General features: G+C 69.4%; 25 protein-coding genes and 1 pseudogene. 2 read left to right on the forward strand and 24 right to left on the reverse strand.

All coding sequences use genetic code 11. From position 1 onward, the window contains the following. Positions 1 to 775 precede the first annotated feature (775 nt). The 3 genes from IE248_RS30155 to IE248_RS30165 are packed head-to-tail and all read right to left on the reverse strand — an operon-like array spanning position 776 to position 2,250. Positions 776 to 1,522 carry an SPDY domain-containing protein gene (locus tag IE248_RS30155; RefSeq protein WP_373301672.1) on the reverse strand — a complete coding sequence of 249 codons (747 nt, stop codon included), beginning with the start codon at positions 1,520 to 1,522 and terminating at the stop codon, positions 776 to 778. Positions 1,523 to 1,538: 16 nt separating this feature from the next. Beyond that, on the reverse strand, positions 1,539 to 1,838 hold the full coding sequence (locus tag IE248_RS30160) for a hypothetical protein (RefSeq protein ID WP_190032234.1): 300 nt from the start codon (positions 1,836 to 1,838) through the stop codon (positions 1,539 to 1,541). A 49-nt stretch (positions 1,839 to 1,887) separates the two neighbouring features. Beyond that, positions 1,888 to 2,250: an SPDY domain-containing protein gene (locus IE248_RS30165; protein ID WP_229895618.1), complete on the reverse strand. Its 363-nt coding sequence runs from the start codon at positions 2,248 to 2,250 to the stop codon at positions 1,888 to 1,890. Between the two features lie 327 nt (positions 2,251 to 2,577). Here IE248_RS30165 and IE248_RS30170 point away from each other — a divergent pair, with 327 nt between their 5' ends. Further along, positions 2,578 to 3,558 (forward strand): HNH endonuclease signature motif containing protein, encoded by a 981-nt coding sequence (locus tag IE248_RS30170; protein WP_190032235.1) that lies wholly within the window; start codon positions 2,578 to 2,580, stop codon positions 3,556 to 3,558. Between the two features lie 432 nt (positions 3,559 to 3,990). On the opposite strand, the pseudogene IE248_RS38615 reads toward IE248_RS30170, so the two are convergent. The 21 genes and pseudogenes from IE248_RS38615 to IE248_RS30260 all read right to left on the reverse strand — a co-directional run bounded on the left by IE248_RS38615 (position 3,991) and on the right by IE248_RS30260 (position 17,401). Beyond that, positions 3,991 to 4,309, reverse strand: a pseudogene (locus tag IE248_RS38615) (DUF6087 family protein). 104 nt (positions 4,310 to 4,413) lie between these two features. Beyond that, complete coding sequence (locus IE248_RS30175; protein WP_190032236.1) at positions 4,414 to 5,055, reverse strand: restriction endonuclease; 642 nt, start codon at positions 5,053 to 5,055, stop codon at positions 4,414 to 4,416. Positions 5,056 to 5,314: 259 nt separating this feature from the next. Next, positions 5,315 to 5,692: an LPXTG cell wall anchor domain-containing protein gene (locus tag IE248_RS37720; RefSeq protein WP_229895619.1), complete on the reverse strand. Its 378-nt coding sequence runs from the start codon at positions 5,690 to 5,692 to the stop codon at positions 5,315 to 5,317. A gap of 115 nt (positions 5,693 to 5,807) precedes the next feature. Then, on the reverse strand, positions 5,808 to 5,939 hold the full coding sequence (locus tag IE248_RS38295) for a hypothetical protein (protein WP_268254109.1): 132 nt from the start codon (positions 5,937 to 5,939) through the stop codon (positions 5,808 to 5,810). Between the two features lie 140 nt (positions 5,940 to 6,079). Continuing rightward, positions 6,080 to 6,295, reverse strand: coding sequence for a hypothetical protein (locus tag IE248_RS37725; protein ID WP_229895620.1), 216 nt, complete (start codon positions 6,293 to 6,295; stop codon positions 6,080 to 6,082). A gap of 59 nt (positions 6,296 to 6,354) precedes the next feature. Then, positions 6,355 to 6,606 carry a hypothetical protein gene (locus IE248_RS37730; RefSeq protein WP_229895621.1) on the reverse strand — a complete coding sequence of 84 codons (252 nt, stop codon included), beginning with the start codon at positions 6,604 to 6,606 and terminating at the stop codon, positions 6,355 to 6,357. 228 nt (positions 6,607 to 6,834) lie between these two features. Then, positions 6,835 to 7,677 carry an SPDY domain-containing protein gene (locus tag IE248_RS30190; RefSeq protein ID WP_190032237.1) on the reverse strand — a complete coding sequence of 281 codons (843 nt, stop codon included), beginning with the start codon at positions 7,675 to 7,677 and terminating at the stop codon, positions 6,835 to 6,837. 503 nt (positions 7,678 to 8,180) lie between these two features. Then, a complete protein-coding gene (locus tag IE248_RS30195; RefSeq protein ID WP_190032238.1) occupies positions 8,181 to 9,455 on the reverse strand; it encodes an MFS transporter in 1,275 nt (424 codons plus the stop codon). A 52-nt stretch (positions 9,456 to 9,507) separates the two neighbouring features. After that, positions 9,508 to 9,966, reverse strand: coding sequence for a hypothetical protein (locus IE248_RS30200; protein ID WP_190032239.1), 459 nt, complete (start codon positions 9,964 to 9,966; stop codon positions 9,508 to 9,510). Next, complete coding sequence (locus tag IE248_RS30205) at positions 9,963 to 10,448, reverse strand: regulator (protein ID WP_190032240.1); 486 nt, start codon at positions 10,446 to 10,448, stop codon at positions 9,963 to 9,965. The genes IE248_RS30200 and IE248_RS30205 overlap by 4 nt, the downstream gene beginning before the upstream one ends. Then, complete coding sequence (locus IE248_RS30210) at positions 10,445 to 11,311, reverse strand: winged helix-turn-helix transcriptional regulator (RefSeq protein ID WP_190032241.1); 867 nt, start codon at positions 11,309 to 11,311, stop codon at positions 10,445 to 10,447. Before IE248_RS30210 ends, IE248_RS30205 begins: the two co-directional genes overlap by 4 nt. Before the next feature lie 30 nt (positions 11,312 to 11,341). Beyond that, complete coding sequence (locus tag IE248_RS30215; RefSeq protein ID WP_190032242.1) at positions 11,342 to 11,752, reverse strand: hypothetical protein; 411 nt, start codon at positions 11,750 to 11,752, stop codon at positions 11,342 to 11,344. Then, positions 11,753 to 12,202 carry a malonyl-ACP O-methyltransferase BioC gene (locus IE248_RS30220; RefSeq protein ID WP_229895622.1) on the reverse strand — a complete coding sequence of 150 codons (450 nt, stop codon included), beginning with the start codon at positions 12,200 to 12,202 and terminating at the stop codon, positions 11,753 to 11,755. After that, positions 12,199 to 12,651 (reverse strand): hypothetical protein, encoded by a 453-nt coding sequence (locus IE248_RS30225; RefSeq protein ID WP_190032243.1) that lies wholly within the window; start codon positions 12,649 to 12,651, stop codon positions 12,199 to 12,201. Before IE248_RS30225 ends, IE248_RS30220 begins: the two co-directional genes overlap by 4 nt. Positions 12,652 to 12,667: 16 nt before the next feature. Then, positions 12,668 to 13,453, reverse strand: coding sequence for a hypothetical protein (locus IE248_RS30230; protein WP_190032244.1), 786 nt, complete (start codon positions 13,451 to 13,453; stop codon positions 12,668 to 12,670). 108 nt (positions 13,454 to 13,561) lie between these two features. Beyond that, positions 13,562 to 14,194, reverse strand: a complete 633-nt coding sequence (locus tag IE248_RS30235) for a hypothetical protein (RefSeq protein WP_229895623.1) — start codon at positions 14,192 to 14,194, stop codon at positions 13,562 to 13,564. 13 nt (positions 14,195 to 14,207) lie between these two features. After that, complete coding sequence (locus tag IE248_RS30240; protein ID WP_229895624.1) at positions 14,208 to 14,765, reverse strand: GNAT family N-acetyltransferase; 558 nt, start codon at positions 14,763 to 14,765, stop codon at positions 14,208 to 14,210. Beyond that, on the reverse strand, positions 14,750 to 15,373 hold the full coding sequence (locus IE248_RS30245; protein ID WP_190032245.1) for a DUF3631 domain-containing protein: 624 nt from the start codon (positions 15,371 to 15,373) through the stop codon (positions 14,750 to 14,752). Before IE248_RS30245 ends, IE248_RS30240 begins: the two co-directional genes overlap by 16 nt. Continuing rightward, positions 15,370 to 15,846, reverse strand: coding sequence for a type II toxin-antitoxin system RelE family toxin (locus tag IE248_RS30250; RefSeq protein ID WP_190032246.1), 477 nt, complete (start codon positions 15,844 to 15,846; stop codon positions 15,370 to 15,372). The genes IE248_RS30245 and IE248_RS30250 overlap by 4 nt, the downstream gene beginning before the upstream one ends. Then, entirely contained in the window at positions 15,843 to 16,445 is a 603-nt protein-coding gene (locus IE248_RS30255; RefSeq protein WP_190032376.1) for a DUF4913 domain-containing protein, read from the reverse strand. The genes IE248_RS30250 and IE248_RS30255 overlap by 4 nt, the downstream gene beginning before the upstream one ends. Positions 16,446 to 16,645: 200 nt before the next feature. Then, positions 16,646 to 17,401 (reverse strand): DNA-methyltransferase, encoded by a 756-nt coding sequence (locus IE248_RS30260; RefSeq protein WP_190032247.1) that lies wholly within the window; start codon positions 17,399 to 17,401, stop codon positions 16,646 to 16,648. A 530-nt stretch (positions 17,402 to 17,931) separates the two neighbouring features. On the opposite strand from IE248_RS30260, the gene IE248_RS30265 reads away from it, so the two are divergent. Beyond that, positions 17,932 to 19,071, forward strand: coding sequence for a C40 family peptidase (locus IE248_RS30265; RefSeq protein WP_190032248.1), 1,140 nt, complete (start codon positions 17,932 to 17,934; stop codon positions 19,069 to 19,071). Positions 19,072 to 19,080: the final 9 nt, after the last annotated feature.

Raw genomic sequence — 19,080 nt, forward strand, 5'->3', positions numbered from 1 at the left:
GGTGCCGAGTGGGAAGTTCGGCCGAGCGGCGTAGCGGCTGTCGAGCCAGGGTGTAACGGTCGTATCGAAGCTGGCAGCCTTCGGAACAGAGGCCGCGGTCAAGGGTGGGACGCACCGCCATCGCAGTGCGACCCCGTCGATCGACTGTTCCTCGGTCGGCCGCTGCGCCCCGAGGACATCGACGGATGTATGGGCCCGACCACACCACGTTCGGGTCACGCCCCTTCACCCAGAGCGGAGCGCCCCTCAAGCATCTCCTCGCCCGTGATCCCCGCGAACGCGCCGCCGACGCCCAGACCAGCTTCATCGCCGCGCACGGGACAAAGGCCAGCGTCCCTGTCCAGGCGGCGCGCTGGACGAACCGCGGTGCATCGGACGGCTCGCGTACGGCAGTCCCGCCGGGCCAGCGCTCGGAGCGGCCCGTGGCCGCGAGCAGGACCCCGCCCAGAGCAGCACCCGTAGCGCTGGCCGCAGCCCCGCACCGGCTGCGGGGCGGTCCTCAGGCTCGCCGGGGTGGGACGAAGTCGTCAGCACTAGGAGGGCCCGCGAACAGCTCTGGCAGGTCTGGTGGGCTGTACCGTCGCCGATCTGCGCGAGGTCGCAGGAGTGTGTGGCGTATACCGTCAAGGGCTCGTCGCTCCCGAGCATCACACCAGAGGGGGCCTCTTGGCGGCCAGAGAAGTGGACATGCCGACGGGAATGCCGTCGGCTGGAGGAGGACAGCCGGCATCCCGTGCGGTGCAGGGTGCAGGGTGCAGGGTGCAGGCCGGCAGATTCAGCCAGAGATACTGAAGGTGAGACGTCCCGCGGCGAGTTCCGGCAGGATGCGGCGCCGCACCGGGGCGGGTGAAGCGACCGAGGCGGCAAAGGCTGCGACCAGGTCGTGAGGGGTGCTGGCGCTGAAGGTCGCACACCAGAGGTAGGGAGCGCCGAGGACCGGTTCGACCCACGCCTGCCAGCCCGTAAGGTCCGGGCGCGGGTCTCCGTCCTGGATCCCCGCCGGCAACGGTCCCCAGGTGAAGCCCGCCGACATCCCCGCGTCCCAGGCGGTGGTCTCCGGGTGGTCGAAGTCGCGGAGCCAACCCAAGGCCGTCAACGCCGACATCACGGCATCGGCGCCGCTGTAGTTGACGGCGGGATCGGTGCGGGCCTCGACGGCAAGGAGGAAGTCCGCGACGGCCTCGTGCGGGGTGCCCGGGGTGAAGTACGCGTTCCACTCGGGCAGAGCGCTGTCGCGGTGGGGGCGGGCGGAGATCTGCCAGGCCATAGGCAGCTCGCCCAGCAGGAAGGCGTGGTCGGTGCGGATCCACTCGGCGCCGCATAGCCCGTTCGGGCTCAGGAAGAGCATCGTGCTGCGGGCGGTCGTCCAGCTCGTCCAGCCCGTCTCGGCGAGCGTGTCGCAGATCCGGTCGGCGAGGACACCGTCATCGCCGGCGAGGTGGCGGGGAGTGACCCAGTAGAACGGGCCGGGGTCGGGGGCGGACGGGTAGCGGGAAGAGCGGGGATTCAGGGGCGCCTCCAGGCAGTACGGGAACGGGTCACTGGTCGCCGGCAGCAGGTTGGCGGCGCCGGAGTGGGGCATCGACCGGCTCTTGCCAGCCCAGGTCAACTGCTACTTGCTTGGGCAGGGGGCCGAGCTGCTCTCCGCGTTCGGCCAGGTAGACCACGGGTCGGCCCTGAGGGTTCACGGTGGCGACGATGACGCCCACCGTGTGCTCCAGAGGGAAGAGCGGGTTGATGGCGAACCGCAGGACGGCGTCGCGGTCGAGAGCAGAGAGACGGTCGACGATTTCGCCGACGGTGAGTTCCGGGTCCAAGGTGTTCTCCTTGATCGTCATCGGGTCGCGTGCGGGGACGACGCGGCGCCCCGGTGCAGGCGGGAAGGGTTCAGGGCGAGCGTACGGGCGCAGAGGTGGCGATGACCTCGGCCACCACGGCGGCTACGAGCTGGGCGGGGGTCTCTGTGTCGAAGGTGATGCGATACCCGGGGGTTGTGGCCGTACCCGTGACGGCCAGCACCCAGCCGTCGTCTTCAGTTCCGGGACGCCCGGTGGGGAACCATCCGAGATAGAAGCGGCCGTCGCGGGAGTTGACGTGCACGTCTGCCCGGTCATCCACGACGAGCTTGAAGTCCTTGTCGGTGAACTGGTCGATAACCCTGGCAGACTGTCCGGGGCCGAGGCACCAGGATCGCAGCCGAAGGGCCTCGACCGTCGTGGAGAATCCGGGTTGCGTTGTGTCCACAGTCAAGGGCAGACACCTCTCTGACCTGGGGTTTCTTGGGAAGGTGTCTACGTTGACATCGGTTTCAGCGTTGCACCAGTCCTTTGGGGTTCTTTCCTGTCTGCCGTGGGCGGACTGTCTCTTCGCGAGGTTGAGGGATCTCAGATCCCGTCCATGGCCTCCGAGGCATCTGCACACCATCAGCACTTGTGCGGTGATGCTGAGACTCGCTGATCAAGTCCTAGCCCCAGGCGGTGCCACCCCAGATCACGTGACGCAGCTTGCCGGATCCGGCGGAGGGGTAGGCGCCATAAAGCTTGATCCCGAAGCAGGAGATTCGTCTAGCCTGTACTCATGGGGCGCAGCTACTCGGAAAAGACGATCAAGTTACTGTTCGGCTCGGCTTCGCGCTGCGCCTACCCTGAGTGCCTCGAACCGCTGGTGTTCAAGGATCGAGGGCGCCTGACCGTGGTTGCGCAAGTCGCTCACATTCGCTCAGAGAAGCTCAACGGGCCCCGACATGAAGCGGATTACGATGAGGCCCTACTAGACAGCTTCGAAAACCTTCTGCTGCTCTGCGGCAAGCATCACCCGCCGGTCGATCAGCACGAATCCGTTTACTCTGTCCAAGAACTAGAGGACTGGAAACTCGCGCAGACTTCGCAAACCGGGCGCCTTTTGCCTGTCGGTGAGGTGACCGAGATCATCGCAGGTCTGGAGAGGGTGGCTCAGGCCCAAGCCCGGCGCGCCAGCCTCCGCTCAACTTGGCAGGCACTCACTGCAGCGGCCCTTCCCTTCTGTGATCACACCCAGGGCGCTAACAGTCGCAATGCTGAGCATCTGTCTGAACAACTAGTCGCGGACCAGCGGATCTTTAAAATGGCTATGGCTGCAGTTCTGCGCGAGGGCCCCGATGACATGATCGAGCACGCCGTCGCCGTCCGTGATGGCTGTGACGCTCTAGCTCGCCACGCCAAAATCTACGGTCCAGGATGGATCGCCTGGCGAGCACTGGATGAGGCCAGAACACAACCCACTCCCGGCTACATCGCTGATCTCCCAGCAAGTTGGGCGCAATACAACCTGGGCGTCCTAGCCCAAGCGGCCACTAGCGGTGGATCTGTTCCCGAGCGGGTCTACGCCGATGCCGCAGCTGCTCTTCGGGCCGTCGCGGGGCTATCCCCGGCCCATATTCGTGACCTTTTGGAAGACGCCAGTAGGCCAGAGTCACGCCGTACGGCAGTGGCCGACCTCACCGCAATACGCGAGAACTTCTACGAGTCTCTCGAGAAATTCGAAAGAGGGGCCATGGCACATCTCGCTGTTGCCCCCTAAGAGGTCGTCTCGTTCGGTGCGCCCGAAATGCCTCTCCGAGTTGAAGGCCATGAGCTGAAGGAACAGGCCTCTAGTTCGAGAAGTCTGGGCCGCTGCCCGCCATCCGATCGTAGCCCGGCCCAACAGACTCCCTAGGTGGGCATGAAATATTGCCGCCCATCCAGAGACAAGAGCGCCTGGCCACCACGTGAGATAGACCGATAAGCAACCGGTCATCGCAAAGATGCCACCGAGTTACGAGACTCGACAGAGGTTCTCCGCGCCCATCCCTGGTCCGCCGAACGCCAACCTCGCTGGCTGACCTGACGATGGCGCCGACGGGTCGCCTACGATCAGCCTTCACGCGGGAGCAGCCAGTCGGTGGGCGCCCGTACTCTCCTCATACTGGAGCTGCCTCTACCCGGGATCGACGGCGGCCGGGAACCGGCGGCTTCAAGGCCTGGGCTTGCGGTTGCGCCCAGCACCCGGAGCCAGAGGGTTACGTCCCACGACCGGGCCGGTCGCCTCGGCCTGGTCGGCGGGCGCGCGTTCGGGTGGCGGATAGAGGACGACGCGGGCCGCAGCATAGTTCTCCACGGTCATGATCGGCTGCCAGGCGAATCCGTCCCAATCCAAGATCATGCGCGGGGTCGGGGCCGACGTGGGAGACGCGGTGCGGGCTGACGCCGAGGGTGATGACCTTCAGTTCGCCGGGCTTGCGCAGGCGCCCTTGACGGCGGGCGGCCCAACGTTCGAGGGGTTCGTCAGTCATTGTCGCACCTCCGTGAAGGGCAGCGCCCTACCGAAGCCGTACAGCACGCCGCCCCCTTCTCCCAGAGGGTGGGAGGAGGGGGCGGAGAGGTGTACGACTCTTGGCTACGGCTGGTAGAGGAATGCCTGGCCAAGCAGGAAGGTCCTGTAGCTCGTGGTGGTGGGCACCGAAGGCTCGTACGGCTCTTCCCGCCCGATCGCTGATTCCCTGACCAGTCGGTCCAGCGAGTCCTCGTACCGGCGTGACTCGAGTCGGGCGTACTCGTGGGCGGTCGGAGGGCGGCGGTCGAAGCGGGGGTCCGGCCCGCAAAAGGGCACCTCGGGCTCAGCACCGTCAGGAACCGGCGGGGCCAGGTGCTCCAGCCCGACCCGCGGGTTCAGAGCACGTTCCGCCCGCCTCACCGCTCCTTCGGTGAAGCCGCCGGCCGCGTAGAGGATGCCCCGCTCTGCGCCCAGATCGAGCAATTTGCCGATGAACTCATCGACCGTTCCGATCGAGACGCGGCGGCCATAGCACTTGGCTTCGAAGACGACGTGGAGCGTCTGGCCGGCGATCGAGCCCACTGCCAGCGCGTCGATCTGGCGGGGGACGCCGCTCAGCTCGCCTATCCGCGACTCGTTGTGTGTGATGGAGGCATTGGCATCCAGGGCCTGGACGAGCGCGGCGACCCGCATCTCATACGCCAGCCAGAAGGCGGCATCAGCGGGCTTTCTCGTCTTGGTTCGCAGGTTTGGAGCAGTGGTCATCGCAGGACTCTAACGGACCCGGCCGCAGCCGGCTGAAGGACGGCCGCAGGGGGGCAGTGTCCCTCCTGAGGACCCCGCCGTGCACGCGAGGGCATTTCACGGAGACGTGGCCTGCCGAAGGTGGGCGCGCATGTCGGTCCTGACTGCGCCGTAAACGCCCCGCCGCCGAACGCCGCGTTGACGCATACAGGCCCCAGGAACCCGTGTTGCTCGGGCTCCTGGGGCCTGCTGGGGTCCAGGTTCGGTTATGGGCTTCCGGTCAGCTGGTGGGCTGGTCGTCCTCGGCCGTGTTTCGGCGCCGGCGTACGGCGAACAGTGCGCAGCCGCCTACGGCGAGGAGTACACCGGCTCTGGCCAGCAGCCATCCGGTGGAATCCGCGCCGGTCTGGGCGAGGGAGCCCGTGGGAGCGGGCGAGGGGGTGCTGGAGGTGATCTGCGCCAGCACCGGGGTGGCGGAAACGGGGAGCTGGGAGGTCTCCGGCGTGCTCGGGGTCGGCGTGCCGCCCGACGGGGTCGCTGGCGTGGTGGGGGTCGTCGGGTTCGGCGTCGGTGTGGTGGGCGGCTGGGTCGGCTGCGCCTTCTTGGTGTTGGTGAAGGCAGCGGTGACCGGGGTGCCGGGCCTGGCGGTGATCTTCACTGGGGTGGAGTCCAGCTGGTAGCCGTCGGGGCCCGGGGCTCGGTGGCGGTGTAGAGGGTGCCTGCGCGGGTGGTGACCGGGAGCTTGACGGTGGCGGTGCCGTCCTTGCCCGTGGTCAGGGTGACGGGCTTGCCGTCGGTGGGGTGATGTTGATGACGGCGCCGGCAAGCGGCTTGCCGCTGGTCTTGTCGGTCTTGGTGACCGTCAGGTCGGCGGGCTTGAAGGGGTCGACGATGGTGAGCTTCACCGTCTGACCGGGCGTGATGAAGACGTCCTGGTCCGGGGCCAGGTCGTGGATCAGGCTGCCGGTGGCGGTCTCCTTGAGCCGCCAGACCCCTGGGGCGACGACTTCGAACCGCAGGATGCCTTCCGCGTTGGTCTTGCCTCTCAGGGCCTTGGTCCCGTTGAGGGTGCGAGCAGGGAGAACTCCGTGCCCGTGAGGAAGGCTCCGCCCGCGTCCTTCTTGGTGATCTCGACCGTTCCGGGCTGGGGATCGAGGGCTTCGGCCCAGGCGGTCGGGGCAGTGAGCAGGATTCCTGCCACGACTGCGGCTGCGACTCCGACGGCTGCGGGCGCGAGCCGGTCGGTGGTGCTGGGGCGCATAGAGAGAGCGGTCTCCTTGATCATGAGGGTGGTGCGGGGGTGGTCTCGCAGGTCGGCCGTCAGTGGGAGCGGCTGGGCTGGGTGAGGGGGCGGCTCGGCAGCGCTCGCCGGGCGGGCATGGGTGGCGGGACTGGGCGCCAGAGCTGGGCGTATTGCTCGATGGCGTGCCGGAGTGCGGTCACGTCGGCGCCGGTCCAGGGCGGGGGTCCGTCGGCGTGCCAGTCGCGGATGCGGCCGTAGCCGTCCCATCCGGGGCCCGTGCCGCGGTCGTTGTCACGGCGGGCGAAGGTGCCGTGGTCGGCAAAGGTCAAGATGGCGGTGTCCACGACTGCCTGATCGCGGTGGCGGGCCGTCAGGCGCAGGCCGTCGTACTCGCGGTGGCGGATCGTCTCCTGGAAGTCGATGCGGATCCGCGCCGGGGAGTCGGCTTCGAACGCTCCGTAGTAGGTGTTCCCGACGACTACGCCGAAGGGGAAGGGCGGCTGGAGCTCGGCGAAGAACTCCGAAGCGTGGAGGGGCAGGGGGGCTCCGGACCGTGGTCAGCGGCGGGCGGGAGCCGGGCGGGAGCTGGTGCTCCAGCGCGGCACGCTGGTGGTGGTGAGCGCCGGACGCGGCCGGGCGCCCACGCGGCGGTGCACGTCGAGCGGAGTGGGGGCGGGCGGCGGGGCTGGGACGACGGGGGTGAGCTGGATGTGCGGGCGCAGGGAGGAGAGGATCCCTTCCTGCCAGCGGGGGACGGGGGTGGGGTCGGCCAGGGCGGTGGTGATCGCGGCGACCAGGTGAAGCGGAGTGCCGGTGGAGGCGGTGGCGTACCAGCGAGGTCCCTTCGGGCCGCCCCACATGTACCAGCGCGCCTCCAGGGTGGTCAGTTCCTTCGTCTCGTCGAGCCGGCCGGTGGCGTACTCCAGGCCGGCCAGGCCATCGGTGCTCCGGAGTTCCACGGCGCCCCAGCGGGGGTGTTGGAGCTTCCAGCCTTCCTTCATGAGCGGGACCACGGCGTCGAAGCGCTCCTGGCCCTCGTCCCCGTGCAGGTAGGCGTCGGGGCCGTGGGTGTACGCGGCGGCAAGGGTGGTGGTGAAGGCGGTGACCAGTTCGGTGGGGGTCATGTCGTTGAAGCACACGCCCCAGGCGGGAGCGGCGAAGGGGTCGCGGTAGGCAGTGATGCGCCAGAGGCCGTCGTCGTCGCCTTCGGGGAGGAATCCGAGTCGGATCTCGCGGTTCGGGGAAGCGACGTAGAGGTTGCCGAGCTCGTCGTGGCGGCGGTCCCAGCCGAGTTCGAACAGTGGCTGGAGGGCGTCGTCGGCCTTCCAGGAGCTGCCGGCCAGGTATCGGGGGGTGACGTAGACGTCGCCCTCGATCGGTTCAGGTGCGGTGTTGGTCAAAGAGCAGTCCAGAGGGCAGGGGTGGGCGGCACGCGGTTGGCGTGGCGTGGGTCAGCGGCGGCGGCCGGTGCCTTCTGCAGGGGCTGTGCGCATGCAGGGAGGTGCGGTGGGGGCAGCTGTCGGGTCTCGCGTGCGGCTGGGCGCGGGGGACGTCATCTCGGTGGCGATGACAGCTAGCGGGGTCAGGGCCGCGGCTGCCTGGCCGAGGGTGTCCTGGAGTTCGAAGGGAAGCTGGCCGTCGTAGAGGGAGGGGCCCGTAGTACCCGCCCACACCGACACGGCGTGCAGCAAGTTCTGGATGTCGGCGGCGAGTCCCGTGCGAGAAGGGCCTGGGCAAGGCCGTTGGTCTCGTCGGCGGACAGCGTGTCAAAGCGTCGGCCAGCAGGCGGACGAGACTTCCCGCTGCCGCCGCCTGGTCGGCGTTCAGCGCCGAGATGGCCGAGGGGCTCACGAACATGTGGGTGTCTCCCGGGTCAGGGTGAGCAGGGTGGGCGCGAGGCTGGTCAGGGAGTTCTGGGTGCGGCGTCGGTGGTGGCGCTGTGACGCATGGCGGGTTCGTGGCGCAGGCGCCAGAAGGCGGCGATGAGGCCTATGGCCTGGAGGGCGGCGCAGCCGGTCAGGACGTGGCCGAGCGCTGTTGCGGGGGTGAGGGCGACGAGGACTCCGGCGAGAGGGAACGGCACGAGCATGAGCAAGATCGTGATGCTGAGGGTGGCGCCGAAGACGCGTTCGGGGATGAGGTGGGAGCGCAGGGTGCGCAGGACGACGGTCATGCCGCCCTCGCCGGCCATCAACACGGCGGCCAGGACGAGGAACTGGGTGTAGGCCCCGACCTGGGAGACGGCGAGGCCGGCCAGCGCGGCGACCACCGCGCTGGCGGCTCCGGCGGGCCACAGGCCGACGCGTTCGATGGCGTAGCGGCAGCAGGCGACCGCGATGAGGGAGGCTGCGGCGGCGGCAGACCAGATCACGCCGACGGCGGCACTGGAGTAGCCGAGGTGCTGGACGATGATGATCGGGGCGGCGGCCTGGAGCATGCCGGTGGCGAGGCTGGAGACGGTGAGTCCGGCGATCAGCCACGCGAGGGCCGGCAGGGAGGCAAGGGTCTGCCATCCAGTGCGCAGTCCGGTGAGCGCGGACCCGGCGGCGGGTACGAGGCGGGTCTCGCGATGCCAGGGGGCGAGGGCGGCGCCCACGAGTGAACAGGCGGCGATGGCGATCAGGGTGCCGGTGACGCCGACCCAGTGCAGAAGGAATCCGGCGGCTGCGGGCCCGGCGAGGGTGGCGGTCTGGTCGATGCCTAGGAGGGCCGACTGCACCCGGTGGGCCCGCTCCCCCGCGTCCTTGCTGGCCGCTGCCCCGGCCGTCTCGGCCGCGATGTAACTGAACTCGGTGGCCACGCCGGTGAGGGCAGCGAGAGTCATCACCGTGATCGTCGCCCCCAGGCCACCGGCCTGGGTGGGCAGGATGACTGCCGCGGCCAGGACCACCAGGGCCCGCAGCACGGAGGCGAGGCGGAAGACCCGCTTGGTGCCGTGCCGGTCGACCGTCGATCCGGCCAGGGAGAACGCCGCGAGGCGGGGGATCCACTCCAACGCGAAGGCCAGTCCGGTGAGGGTGGCGGAGCGGGTGGTGGCGAGCACGATGAGCGGGATGCCGTACGTGGTCATCGCGAAGGCACCGGCGTCGGCGGACCGGGGAAGGTAGATGCGGCGCAGCAGGGACAGCTGCGGGAGGAGGGCGTGCCGGGGGCCGGCGATCACGAGATCGGAGGTCATCGTCGCTTTCACGCAAAGAGGCGCCCACCGTGGCGAGCAGAACAGACGGGGGTCAGCGGCGCGGCGTGCGCGCCTTCGGCGGGGTGTGTGCCGGATCCGTCGGGCTGAGGGCCGTCGACGGTGTGGCTGAGGGGCTCGGCTCGGCGGCGGCCTGGCGGTAGACGGCCAGGTGGGTGTCGAGCTGGCGGAGGAGGTAGCCGCGCTTGATCGCCAGGTGTTCGATGCGAGTGCTGCGGTCACCGAGGAGGCCCTCACTCCAACGGGGGGCGTCCTGGCCGGTCAGAGTCTTGGACAGTTCCTCAATGACACGAGCCGCCTCGGCGAGGAGCTGCCGCTGCATGCGATCGACGTCCAGGGCCGCATTCATCACGGCCACCACCGTTGTCCGCACGTACTCGGGGGCGTTCTGCATCGCGTTGAAGGCCCAGACGTTGGGGTCCATGCCGACGGCACGGGCGACTTCGCTGGTCCCCAGTGCAGGCACGGCGCCCTCGTAGGGTGGAGTGCTCACGCGGCCAGCTCTATCTCGTCCTGGTTCGTGCCGGTCAGCTGCGAGGCCAGGGCCGCCCCGTGGTCGCGAACCCAGGAGGCGAGTGCGGCCCGCGGTGCCGGTGGTACGTCGGTGCTGGGCTTGCCGAGGAGGGCGAGGGTGGCTTGCACGCGGGTGACGAAGTCGCTGACGTCACAGGGGTACTGGTGTGTACGTGCCCAGCGTGCCGCCGTGTCGTAGACATCGGCGAGTTCCCTTCCGGGGGATGTGAGGACGAAAGCCGGGTTCCCGGCGTGCTTCCCTGTCCGCAGGAGTCCCAATGCGCGCCCGGCTGCCGTGGCGTGGCGGAGTTGCTGGCGGGACAGTCCGGTGAGGGTCCGGCTGAGGAGGTGGCGTGGCAGGGGGCCGTGGTCGTCGATGTCGCTGACGATCCGGACGAGACCCGGGTGGGACAGGGCTGCCGCGGCCTGCGCGAGCGCGATGGTGTCGGGGGACGTGTTCATCGGGTACGTCCTGCGGTCGGGGCTGCGCCGGCAGGGCGGGCGGGGGTGGTGTGGGAGAAGAGATCTCCCGGCTTCCACGTCGCCGCACGGACCGGGGTCGTGGACACGGCCGGGGTGCGCGGCTGCGTGGTGGCCCACATGGCGGGGCTGGCCAGCGGCCGGGCGGCCTGCGGGGCCCATACCGGGTGGCGGGTGGCCTGTGTCAGAGGGCGGCCGGCAGCCCAGGCGGACAGGGCCTGGTAGACGGGAGCCAGGTCCCGCCCGGCGGCGGTGAGCTCGGCGTTGCCCTGGCGGTCCTTGGTGACGAGGAAGTCCTCGGCCAGTCGGTTCAGCGGCGGGTAGACGTTGGTCAGGTGCCGCTCGGGCATGGCGGTGGCGGCCAGGGCCTTGGCGCTGGATACTCCGCGGATGCGCAGCGCCCACAGGATTGGGGTGGCCTGTCGAGGCGCGATGAGAGCGATCGTGTCCTCGATGTCCTGGGCACGGGGAACCGCCTTGGGGACGCGGTTGCCGGATACCGGGTCCAGCACCATGTCCTTCTCCAGGTGCTTGCCGCCCCAGGTGGCCATCACGCCCAGGACCGGCAGCAGCTCTCGACCGCGGACGGACAGTCCGTACAGAACGGTCCGCGCCTCGAATTCGGTTCGCTCGACCAGTCCGGCATCGGCGAGCTTGCCGAGCTTGGGATGGAGCTGGCTGTCGGGGAGCCAGGGCAGTGCGCTCCTGATCTCCCGGTAGCGCAGCGGCTTCTCCGCCAGGGTCATCAGCACCCAGGCCGTCCACCGTGGGGCCAGCATCTGCAGGCTCTGGGTGACGCGGGACAGGTCGGACGATATGGATTCGGGCAGGCCGGTGGTAGCCAAAGGGGTGCTCCTGGAACGTGGGGAAGGGGTTCAGCGGGCTGGCGCGGACGAGGCCGTCGAGGCAGCCGGGACCGGCGGGGTGGCCGGGGTGGGTGTGGTCTGCGGTGCGGGGGCGCGGTGCAGGCTCTGAAGCACTGCGGTGATGTGCCGGGCCTGGGTGTCGCGGACGGCGACGGCTTCACCGATGCGGCGGGCGCAGTCGTAGATGTGGCCGGCGTCGTGGCGGCCGACCTCGCGCTCGGGGTGGGTCAGCTGTCGCAGCCGCTGGAGCTGGAAGTCGAGATCACGCTCGGCGAACTCGATGGCGCTATTGGAGGCCAGGAGGGCGGACAGCATGTTCGGGTGGGTCGTGGAGTCGGCGTGCGCTTCGAGGTCGGCGCGCGGTCGGCCGTAGAGGGATTCGATGTGGTCGGTGATCTGCCGGGAGGTGGTGTGGGGCAATCAGCGACCTCTCGCGCTTGGGATCACCGGACCCGCTGTGGCCGGGGGGATCGGCGGGGTGGGGTCGGTGGTGATCCTGGGCTGGTCCAGCTTCGGCGGGCTGGCCCGAGCGGTGCCCGCAGGGGACATGGCGCGCAGGAGTTCGCCCAGGGCCGTGACGTACTGATCACGGGCGGACAGGGCGGCGTCCATCCACTGGGAGTCGAGCTTCAGCTCGGAGGCGGACAGAGATCCTATGTCCGCCCCCGGGGCGGTGTAGCGGTGGACGCGGTCACGAACGCGGGCGACCTGTTCCTCGGCCAGGGCCAGGAACGAGCGCAGCTCCAGGGCACGGTGGACGGCGGGTGTTGCGGCCCCCGCCGCGGCGGCAACGTAGAGCCGGGCCACCGGGGTACCGAAGACCGCTTCGAGGTGCGCGTCCTGGCTGGTCGGCTTCGTCGAGGCGCTCATCGCCCGCCGCCCCTGACCGGGACGGCGGGCAGCGCGGCCGTACGGGCGACGGGCGTGGTCACGATGGCGGGTCCCGTGCGGGCGGCGCCGCGCCAGACCCCCTGCGCGCGACGGCCCGGGGCGTTGTCGTCAAGGAGGTGACGGACGACCATGGCTCGGCCGTCGCGTACGGCGACCAAGGTGTTCACGCGGTCGGCGAGTGCCATCACCGGGTCTTCGAGCTCGCCGGCGGGAGCGCGGTCCAGGGCGGCGAGGAGGTGGTCCTCGGCGGTGGAGAGGGCTTCTTGGGCTTCTTCGAGGAGCCCGTACCACCGGGCCATGGCCGTCGCTTCGGGGTTCGCCTGCGGTGCCGCCGTCACCGCACGGCGCAGCTGGTGCAGAGGCATCTGGAAGCGGGATTCGATCTGCCGGGCGAAGGTGCCCAGCACATCGTCGAGTTCTTCGGGCATGGCGAACTCCTCTCCATTAGGGCATGGGGCAGCCAGGGCGGGAAGGGGGAAGGGGCGGCCCGTTCCTGCGTGGTGGGCCAGTTACCAGGGTCCGGAGAATCCCCGGTTTGGCTGACCGGGGATGTGCTGCTACATTCCCGGCCCTCCGGGAATCAGCGTGTCCGGCCGGGGCCCTCGTCGGGGTACTCGGCAGGGCGGGCGGCACGGGGGTACGCGCCGTGGGCGGTGCGGCAGATGGCAGTGGGGTGGAGCGGTCTTCCATCCAGTCGACGGCGGCCTCGTGGGTCTCGAACGCGCCCTCGCGCAGGGTGTGGATGAAGCTGTCGAGATTGGCCTGCTCCAGCAGGACCCGGAAGGGCTTCGGCACTCGTTCGTCCAAGGCTCGCAGCAGCACCACGGTTTCGGTCTGGTGCGAGCCGTCGTCGGTGTAGCTGTCGAGCAGCGCGTAGTGGTCTCCGTCGCCGATGAGTCGCTGCTGCAGGGCCACGGTGGCCGCGTCGGCGGCGGTGGTTCCCATGCCGGGTAGCAGAGCGATGGCCTCGGCCGGGCAGCCGCGCATGATGAGCCAGCACTGGGCCATAGCCGGAAGCGGCAGCTCGGCATGCTCGAAGCTGTACACCTGGGCCGTGTGATCCCGTTTGATACGCAGGGCGATGAGCTGGGGTTCGCCGGGGATTCCCCAGGTGACGGCGCCGTTGTGGATGACGTGGAAGCTGTATCGGCCGTCGGGGCTGTGGTGGGAGGCCAGCGCGGTCATCGAATCGCGGTCCGAGTCGAGGTGGTGCCAGAACGCCTCTTCCACGGCTTCGTTAATGGGCTCGAAGCCGTCGAGCCGGAAGTCAGGCCTGTTGTCGATTTACGTTGTTCCACTCATTTCGGTGCGGGAAAGGGGATGGGAGGGCTCGTTCGGTCAGCGCGACCGTCCGGAGGCTGTCGGCCAGGAGCCGACCCGGGGTGCGGGCGTTGGTGTCGCCGCGGGAGGGCGGCCTGTGCCGGTCAGCGTCGTACGACCGGCGTCCGTGAGGGAGATGGGCTGTCCGGCGTGAAGCGGGTGGGAGGTGTCGCGTGCGACCAGCCCCGCCTCCTCCAGCCGCTGGAGAACGGAAAGGGTCAGACGCACGCCGGAGGCCGTGACCACGGATGTCCGCCCGGTCTGCAGGTGCTCATGGACCTTGGCACCCCGGCTGATGGCCAGAAGTGCGGCGAACTCGTGCGCGATCAGGTCCTTGCCCTCCGCCATGGCACGCACCGGGGCTGCGGCCTCCAGCGATTCGAGTTCGGCAAGAGCATCGCCTTGGCGGGCATCCCGTGTGCCGACGGCGTCCTTGAGCTGCGACACGGTCCGGTCGATGCGCGCGAACAAATGCTGATCGACTGGCAGATCGCCCGAGGCCAGGCGCTGAAGGAGGACCCGATAGAAGGTCACATCGCGTTCCGCGTTCGAGAGTGCGCGGTGGGCTTCGACGAGGCGGGTGAGAGGCTCGTCGAGCAGCCCACGGTCGTGGTGCGCCCACAATCGGTCGACGCTGTGTCCGACGGCCACCTCGACGCGCTGGTCAAGGCTGGTCAGAGCCTTCCTCGGTGGTGTGGTGGACGGCAGGGAAGCCTCCTGGGCGTGAGGTGCGGGGCAGGATCGTGCCTGCCCCGGACAGGGAAAGACGGACGTCGAGGTGGGTGGCGTCCCGTGATGCGGTGACGTGGCCGAGTCGGCGGACCAGACCGAGCATCGGCAGGTTGGACGCCGTGTACGCGGAGAGGGTGTGCGCCCCGCGGGACCGCGCATGGGCTGCTGCGTGGCGGGCGAGGGCCAGACCGGTGCCTCGGCGCTGATGCGTGTCGGCTACCTGCAGACCGAGGTCGAAGACGCCCGGCTGCCGGCTCGCCGACCCGGCCGAGCCCAGGGCAATAACGCCGTCGGCACCGTGCACGGCGATCCAGCAGTTGGAGTGGCGCAGCAGTCGCTCGATGTCGCGGCGGACAATCCGGGTCCTGCCCCACCGACGGTACAGAGCCTGCTCCGAGCATCTGTGGTGGAAGGCCTCGATGGACGGCCAGTCCGCCAGAGTCGCAGTCTGGATGGGAGTGGGGCCGGTGGTGCTCAGCAGCTGGTGCACACGCCTTGGGCTGCGAGGATGGTGTCGCGCTGGTAGGACTTGCGGCGGCGGCCGTCCGGCAGGGTGATGTCGCGGGTGCGCACGCTGTAGGGCGCCAGGAGTTCGGCGAGGCGGGTCTGGGTGAGTTCGCTGTAGCGCCAGTGGTTTCCGGCGACGCCGGGCAGGCGGCGGAGAGCATCAACGAGGTCGGCGGAGGCCATGGCATGGGGGTCGCCGAGCTGGGCGAACACGTCACCGCAGGCGTCGAGGAGGCTGGCCGGTTCTCCCGCCGGTTCCTGGCAGGTTTCCTCCTTCTGTACCAGACCGCACGTTCCGCAGGGGGCGGGGAAGGCCACGTCGGCCGCACAGCATCCGGTCGACAGGAGCAGGGACAGGTCGTATCCGGCGTCGAGGCGTTCTCTGAGGAGATCGGTGCATGCCTCCATCAGCCCGGAGAGTCCCGTGCCGCCCTCCGGCTCGGTGGTGATCGCGGTCAGCAGACGCTGTTCCAGGTCCTGGACCTTGATGAAGGCGTCCAGGAGGGCGCGGTGATGGGCGTTCTCCTCCAGCGGCTTGGTTCCCAGGAGGGTGGTGGTGACGGTGTCGAGGAAGTTCGGGAAGGTCGTCAACGGGTGGGGCCTTTCGGGGTGAGCGGGAGGGCGGGCTGGGGAAGGCCGGGGAGCCTGTAGGTGGGCTTGGGGGCGGGGCGGGCGGTGTCGAGCTGGGGCGACCGGGCCCGGGCGGCGTGTGTGAGCGCGCTGACCGGCCGGCGCTTGATGCCGAGGCGGGCGGCGGCGGTGTTGTAGACCTCGTGCCGGTCCCGCGGGAGGACAGCGACGACATGGATTTCGGTGCGATAGGCGGAGCCCTCCGGGGCACGCCGCTGGGCGTAGACCATCCGCCAGGCCGCGCGGGAGTCCACGTAGACCTTGCGCAGCCCTTCGAGTTCGGCGGTGAGTTTGCCACCGAACAGCCGGGCGTTGACGACGTCTTGGAGCTGGGCGAGTGCGAGGTCGCGGATGTCGCCGGGGGCCTGGAGGAGGTCGGTCAGGGCGCGGGGATCGAAGGTCAGGCCGAAGGCCGGCTGCTCGCGCCCGCTCACGAGGCCGCCTCGAAGACGCCGCCCGTGTCGCCTTCGGCGGCCGGGCGCGTGGTCCGGCCGGGACCCCGGAGCAGCCGGTGAGCAGGCCGGTCGGGATCGGTCTGGCAGGCTGAGAGCGGCCCGCCGGCCGAGCGCACCGCGGCCATCGCGTGGGTGAGGAAATCGCGGTGCCACACGAACATCCCGGAGGGTCCGGCCTCGGCGTCCTTGTGCTGCTGGTAGGCCATCCACAGGGCGTGCAGCCAGGCCACGACGTCGAGGTGGTCCTGCCACTCGTCACACCACGGCGCGGCGGTGGTGATCTCCGCGCCGTAGACCGGCATGAGGAAGTCCTCCACCCAGTCGGTCAGGGAGTCGAGTTCGTTCTCCCTTTCCTCCCCCTCCAGCTCCAGGATCGGCTTCGGCTCGGGCGGCGACACGGGGGCGGGCATGCCGGGAAGGCCCGGCATCGTGAAGGCAGCGAAGGGCATCGCAATCGGGTCGGGTGCGGTGGCCAGGTTGTCGAGCTGCCTGGCCTGCTCGGCCGACTTCGCCAGGAGCTTGCGGACGCTGGCCTCGATACTCTCCAAGTCAGGTTCCGGCAGGCGGATGGGTTCCATCTCCAGGCCGTCAGGGCCGTCTACGGGTTCGAGCACGACATACCTCTCCTCGCAGCCGCGCACGGCCGTTGGGTTTCGTAAGGGATTACATTTCAACGATCCATGTATTTCCCGGTTTGACTGACCGGGGATCGCGTGCCATTAAGCTCCCAGCCGCAGGGGCAGGAAGGCGAAATGCCCCTGCGGCAGGCGGGCGAGAGTCAGGCGGAGAGGACGAAGTCGTCCTGGGAATAGGCCTGCTGCAGAGACTCCGCAAGCCGTTCGGAGGCGATCTCGGCGTAGTGCTTGGCCTTCTCGACGCCGATGAAGTCGCGGCCCTCCAGCAGGGCCGCGACGCCGGTGGAGCCGGATCCGGCGCAGAAGTCGAGGACGGTGCCGCCCGGAGGGCTGATCTTGACGAGCTCGCGCATCACCTCGACGGGCTTCTGCGTGATGTGCTGCCGCTTCCGGCCGCTCGGCTGCGAGCCGGAGTACAGGCCCGGGAGGTAGACCTCGTTACGGGAGCCGTCCATGTCCCCGTTCGACCCCCAGACGATGAACTCGCAGTTCTGGGTGAACCGTCCCTTCTGCGGCCGGGCGGCGGGCTTGTGCCAGGCCAGGACCCCGCGCCATGTCCAGCCGGCGGCCTGGATCGCGTCGGTGGTGATGGGCAGCTGGCGCCAGTCGGTGAACAGCAGCGCCGTGCCGCCGGGGCGGGTGAGCCGGTGGGCTTCGGTCATGATCTGCGTCAGCCAGAAGCCGTAGCTGCGCTGGTCCATATTCTCGCCGGTGAAGTCCGGCAGAGAGTGGCCGGCATCAGCGGAGGTGTACTTCTGCCGGGCGCTTCGGCTCGTGCGCTCCTTCGCGGTCCGGCCGCCGGAGTTGTACGGGGGGTCGGTGATGACGGAGTCGACACAGTCGTCCGGGAGGGTGGACAGGACGCTGAGGGCGTCACCCTGGTGCAGGGAGAAAGGCAAAGAGGTACCCCAATATCGGTTCGGGAATGGCGAAGGTGGGCTCCTGCTCGCTGCGATGATGCCGCCGACCCGGATGCGGGCATAGATGTGCCATAGGGCCATCAGGCGGTCATGCAAGGGGAGTTCCAAAACTGTAGGGCACGATCCCCGGTTGACCACGGTCACCGCCGAAACCCTTGAAATAGAGCCTTGATCATCTTTTTCTTGGTCAACCGGGGATCCGCACTTACTGTTTTGGAACTGCCCGGCGAATACCGTCGCTGGTGCCATTCCCCCGTCATGCCCACACGGAGGTACCCCCTGCCCTGGCACACCTGACCCGCCTGTGCGTCACCGCGAGCGGGAACTCGCCACGACGCACGAGGCACAGCTCACCCATCACCCGGCCGGACGCGCCCTTCTCACATCTCCACGGCACCGCGCGGCCGGGGCACCACACACCCCAAGGACACCCCCATGCCATCCCTGCGCCCTCCCCTGCCTGAAACCCAGCCTCCGGCCCGGCCCGGCGAGCGGGGAGACACACCGGATTGAAGGCCGCAGCCGCCGCCATCGGTATCCTCTGCCTCTCCCCCCTCCTCCTCGCCACCACCGCCACCATGGCGGCGGCCGGCAGCGGTGCCGCCTCGCGGAACAGTGCCTGCACCCCGGCCGGCACGAGCGTCGATACGTCGGCTGTCGCCAATCAGGTCGCCTCGATCCTCGGCGGCCAGGGCAGCGACAGCAGCCTCCGTGTCGAGGGCCTGGAGCTGCCCGACGAGCAGATCCCTCACGCCAAGACGATCGCCGCCACGGGCATCGCGCTGAAGGTCCCCGAGCGCGGACAGGTCGTCGCGCTCGCCACGGCCATCCAGGAATCCCGGCTGCGGAACCTGAACTTCGGCGACCGGGATTCGCTCGGTTTGTTCCAGCAGCGGCCCTCCATGGGCTGGGGCACACCCGAGCAGATCCGCGACCCCGTCTACGCCTCCACTCGCTTCTACAAGGAGCTCTTGGAGGTCAGGGGGTGGCAGCAGATGACGATCACCCAGGCCGCCCAGGCCGTGCAGCGCTCCGGATACCCGGACGCGTACGCCCAGTGGGAGCCGCTGTCCCGGGCCCTGCAGCAGGCCATCGTCAAAACGCTGCCGAACGGAGGCCAGGACCGGCCCGGCCAGGAGCCCGGCCCAACGCCGGGAGGGGGCGAAGGCTGCAAGCCGGGCGAGAACGGAGCCGACTGGGGCGTCATCCCGGAGGGCACCGTCCCCGCCGGGTACAAGATCCCCGCCGACGCCTCCCCCAAGGCCCGCACCGCGATCGACTGGGCGTTGCACCAGCTCGGCACTCTCTACCAGTGGGCCGGCACCTGCACCGCGCCGCACGGCCCCGACCCCATGGGCCGCTGCGACTGCAGCTCCCTGATGCAGCAGGCCTACGGAAAGGCCCGCGTCCAGCTGACCCGGACCACGTACACCCAGGTCAAGGAGGGCGACGCCGTGCCGGCGAGCGCCCTGAAGCCTGGTGACCTGCTCTTCGCCCGCGGCACCGCTGTCGTGCCCGAGCACGTTGGCATGTACATCGGCGCGGGCCTGGTGATCAACGCCCCGAGGACCACCAAGCCGGTGCGGATCGAGAAGGTTGGCGACTGGCAGATCCTCGCCGTCCGCCGCATCCCCGCGCTGAACAACTAGCCCGCCGGC

Origin of the sequence: Streptomyces goshikiensis, assembly GCF_014650555.1 — a bacterium.
Lineage (GTDB): Bacteria > Actinomycetota > Actinomycetes > Streptomycetales > Streptomycetaceae > Streptomyces > Streptomyces goshikiensis.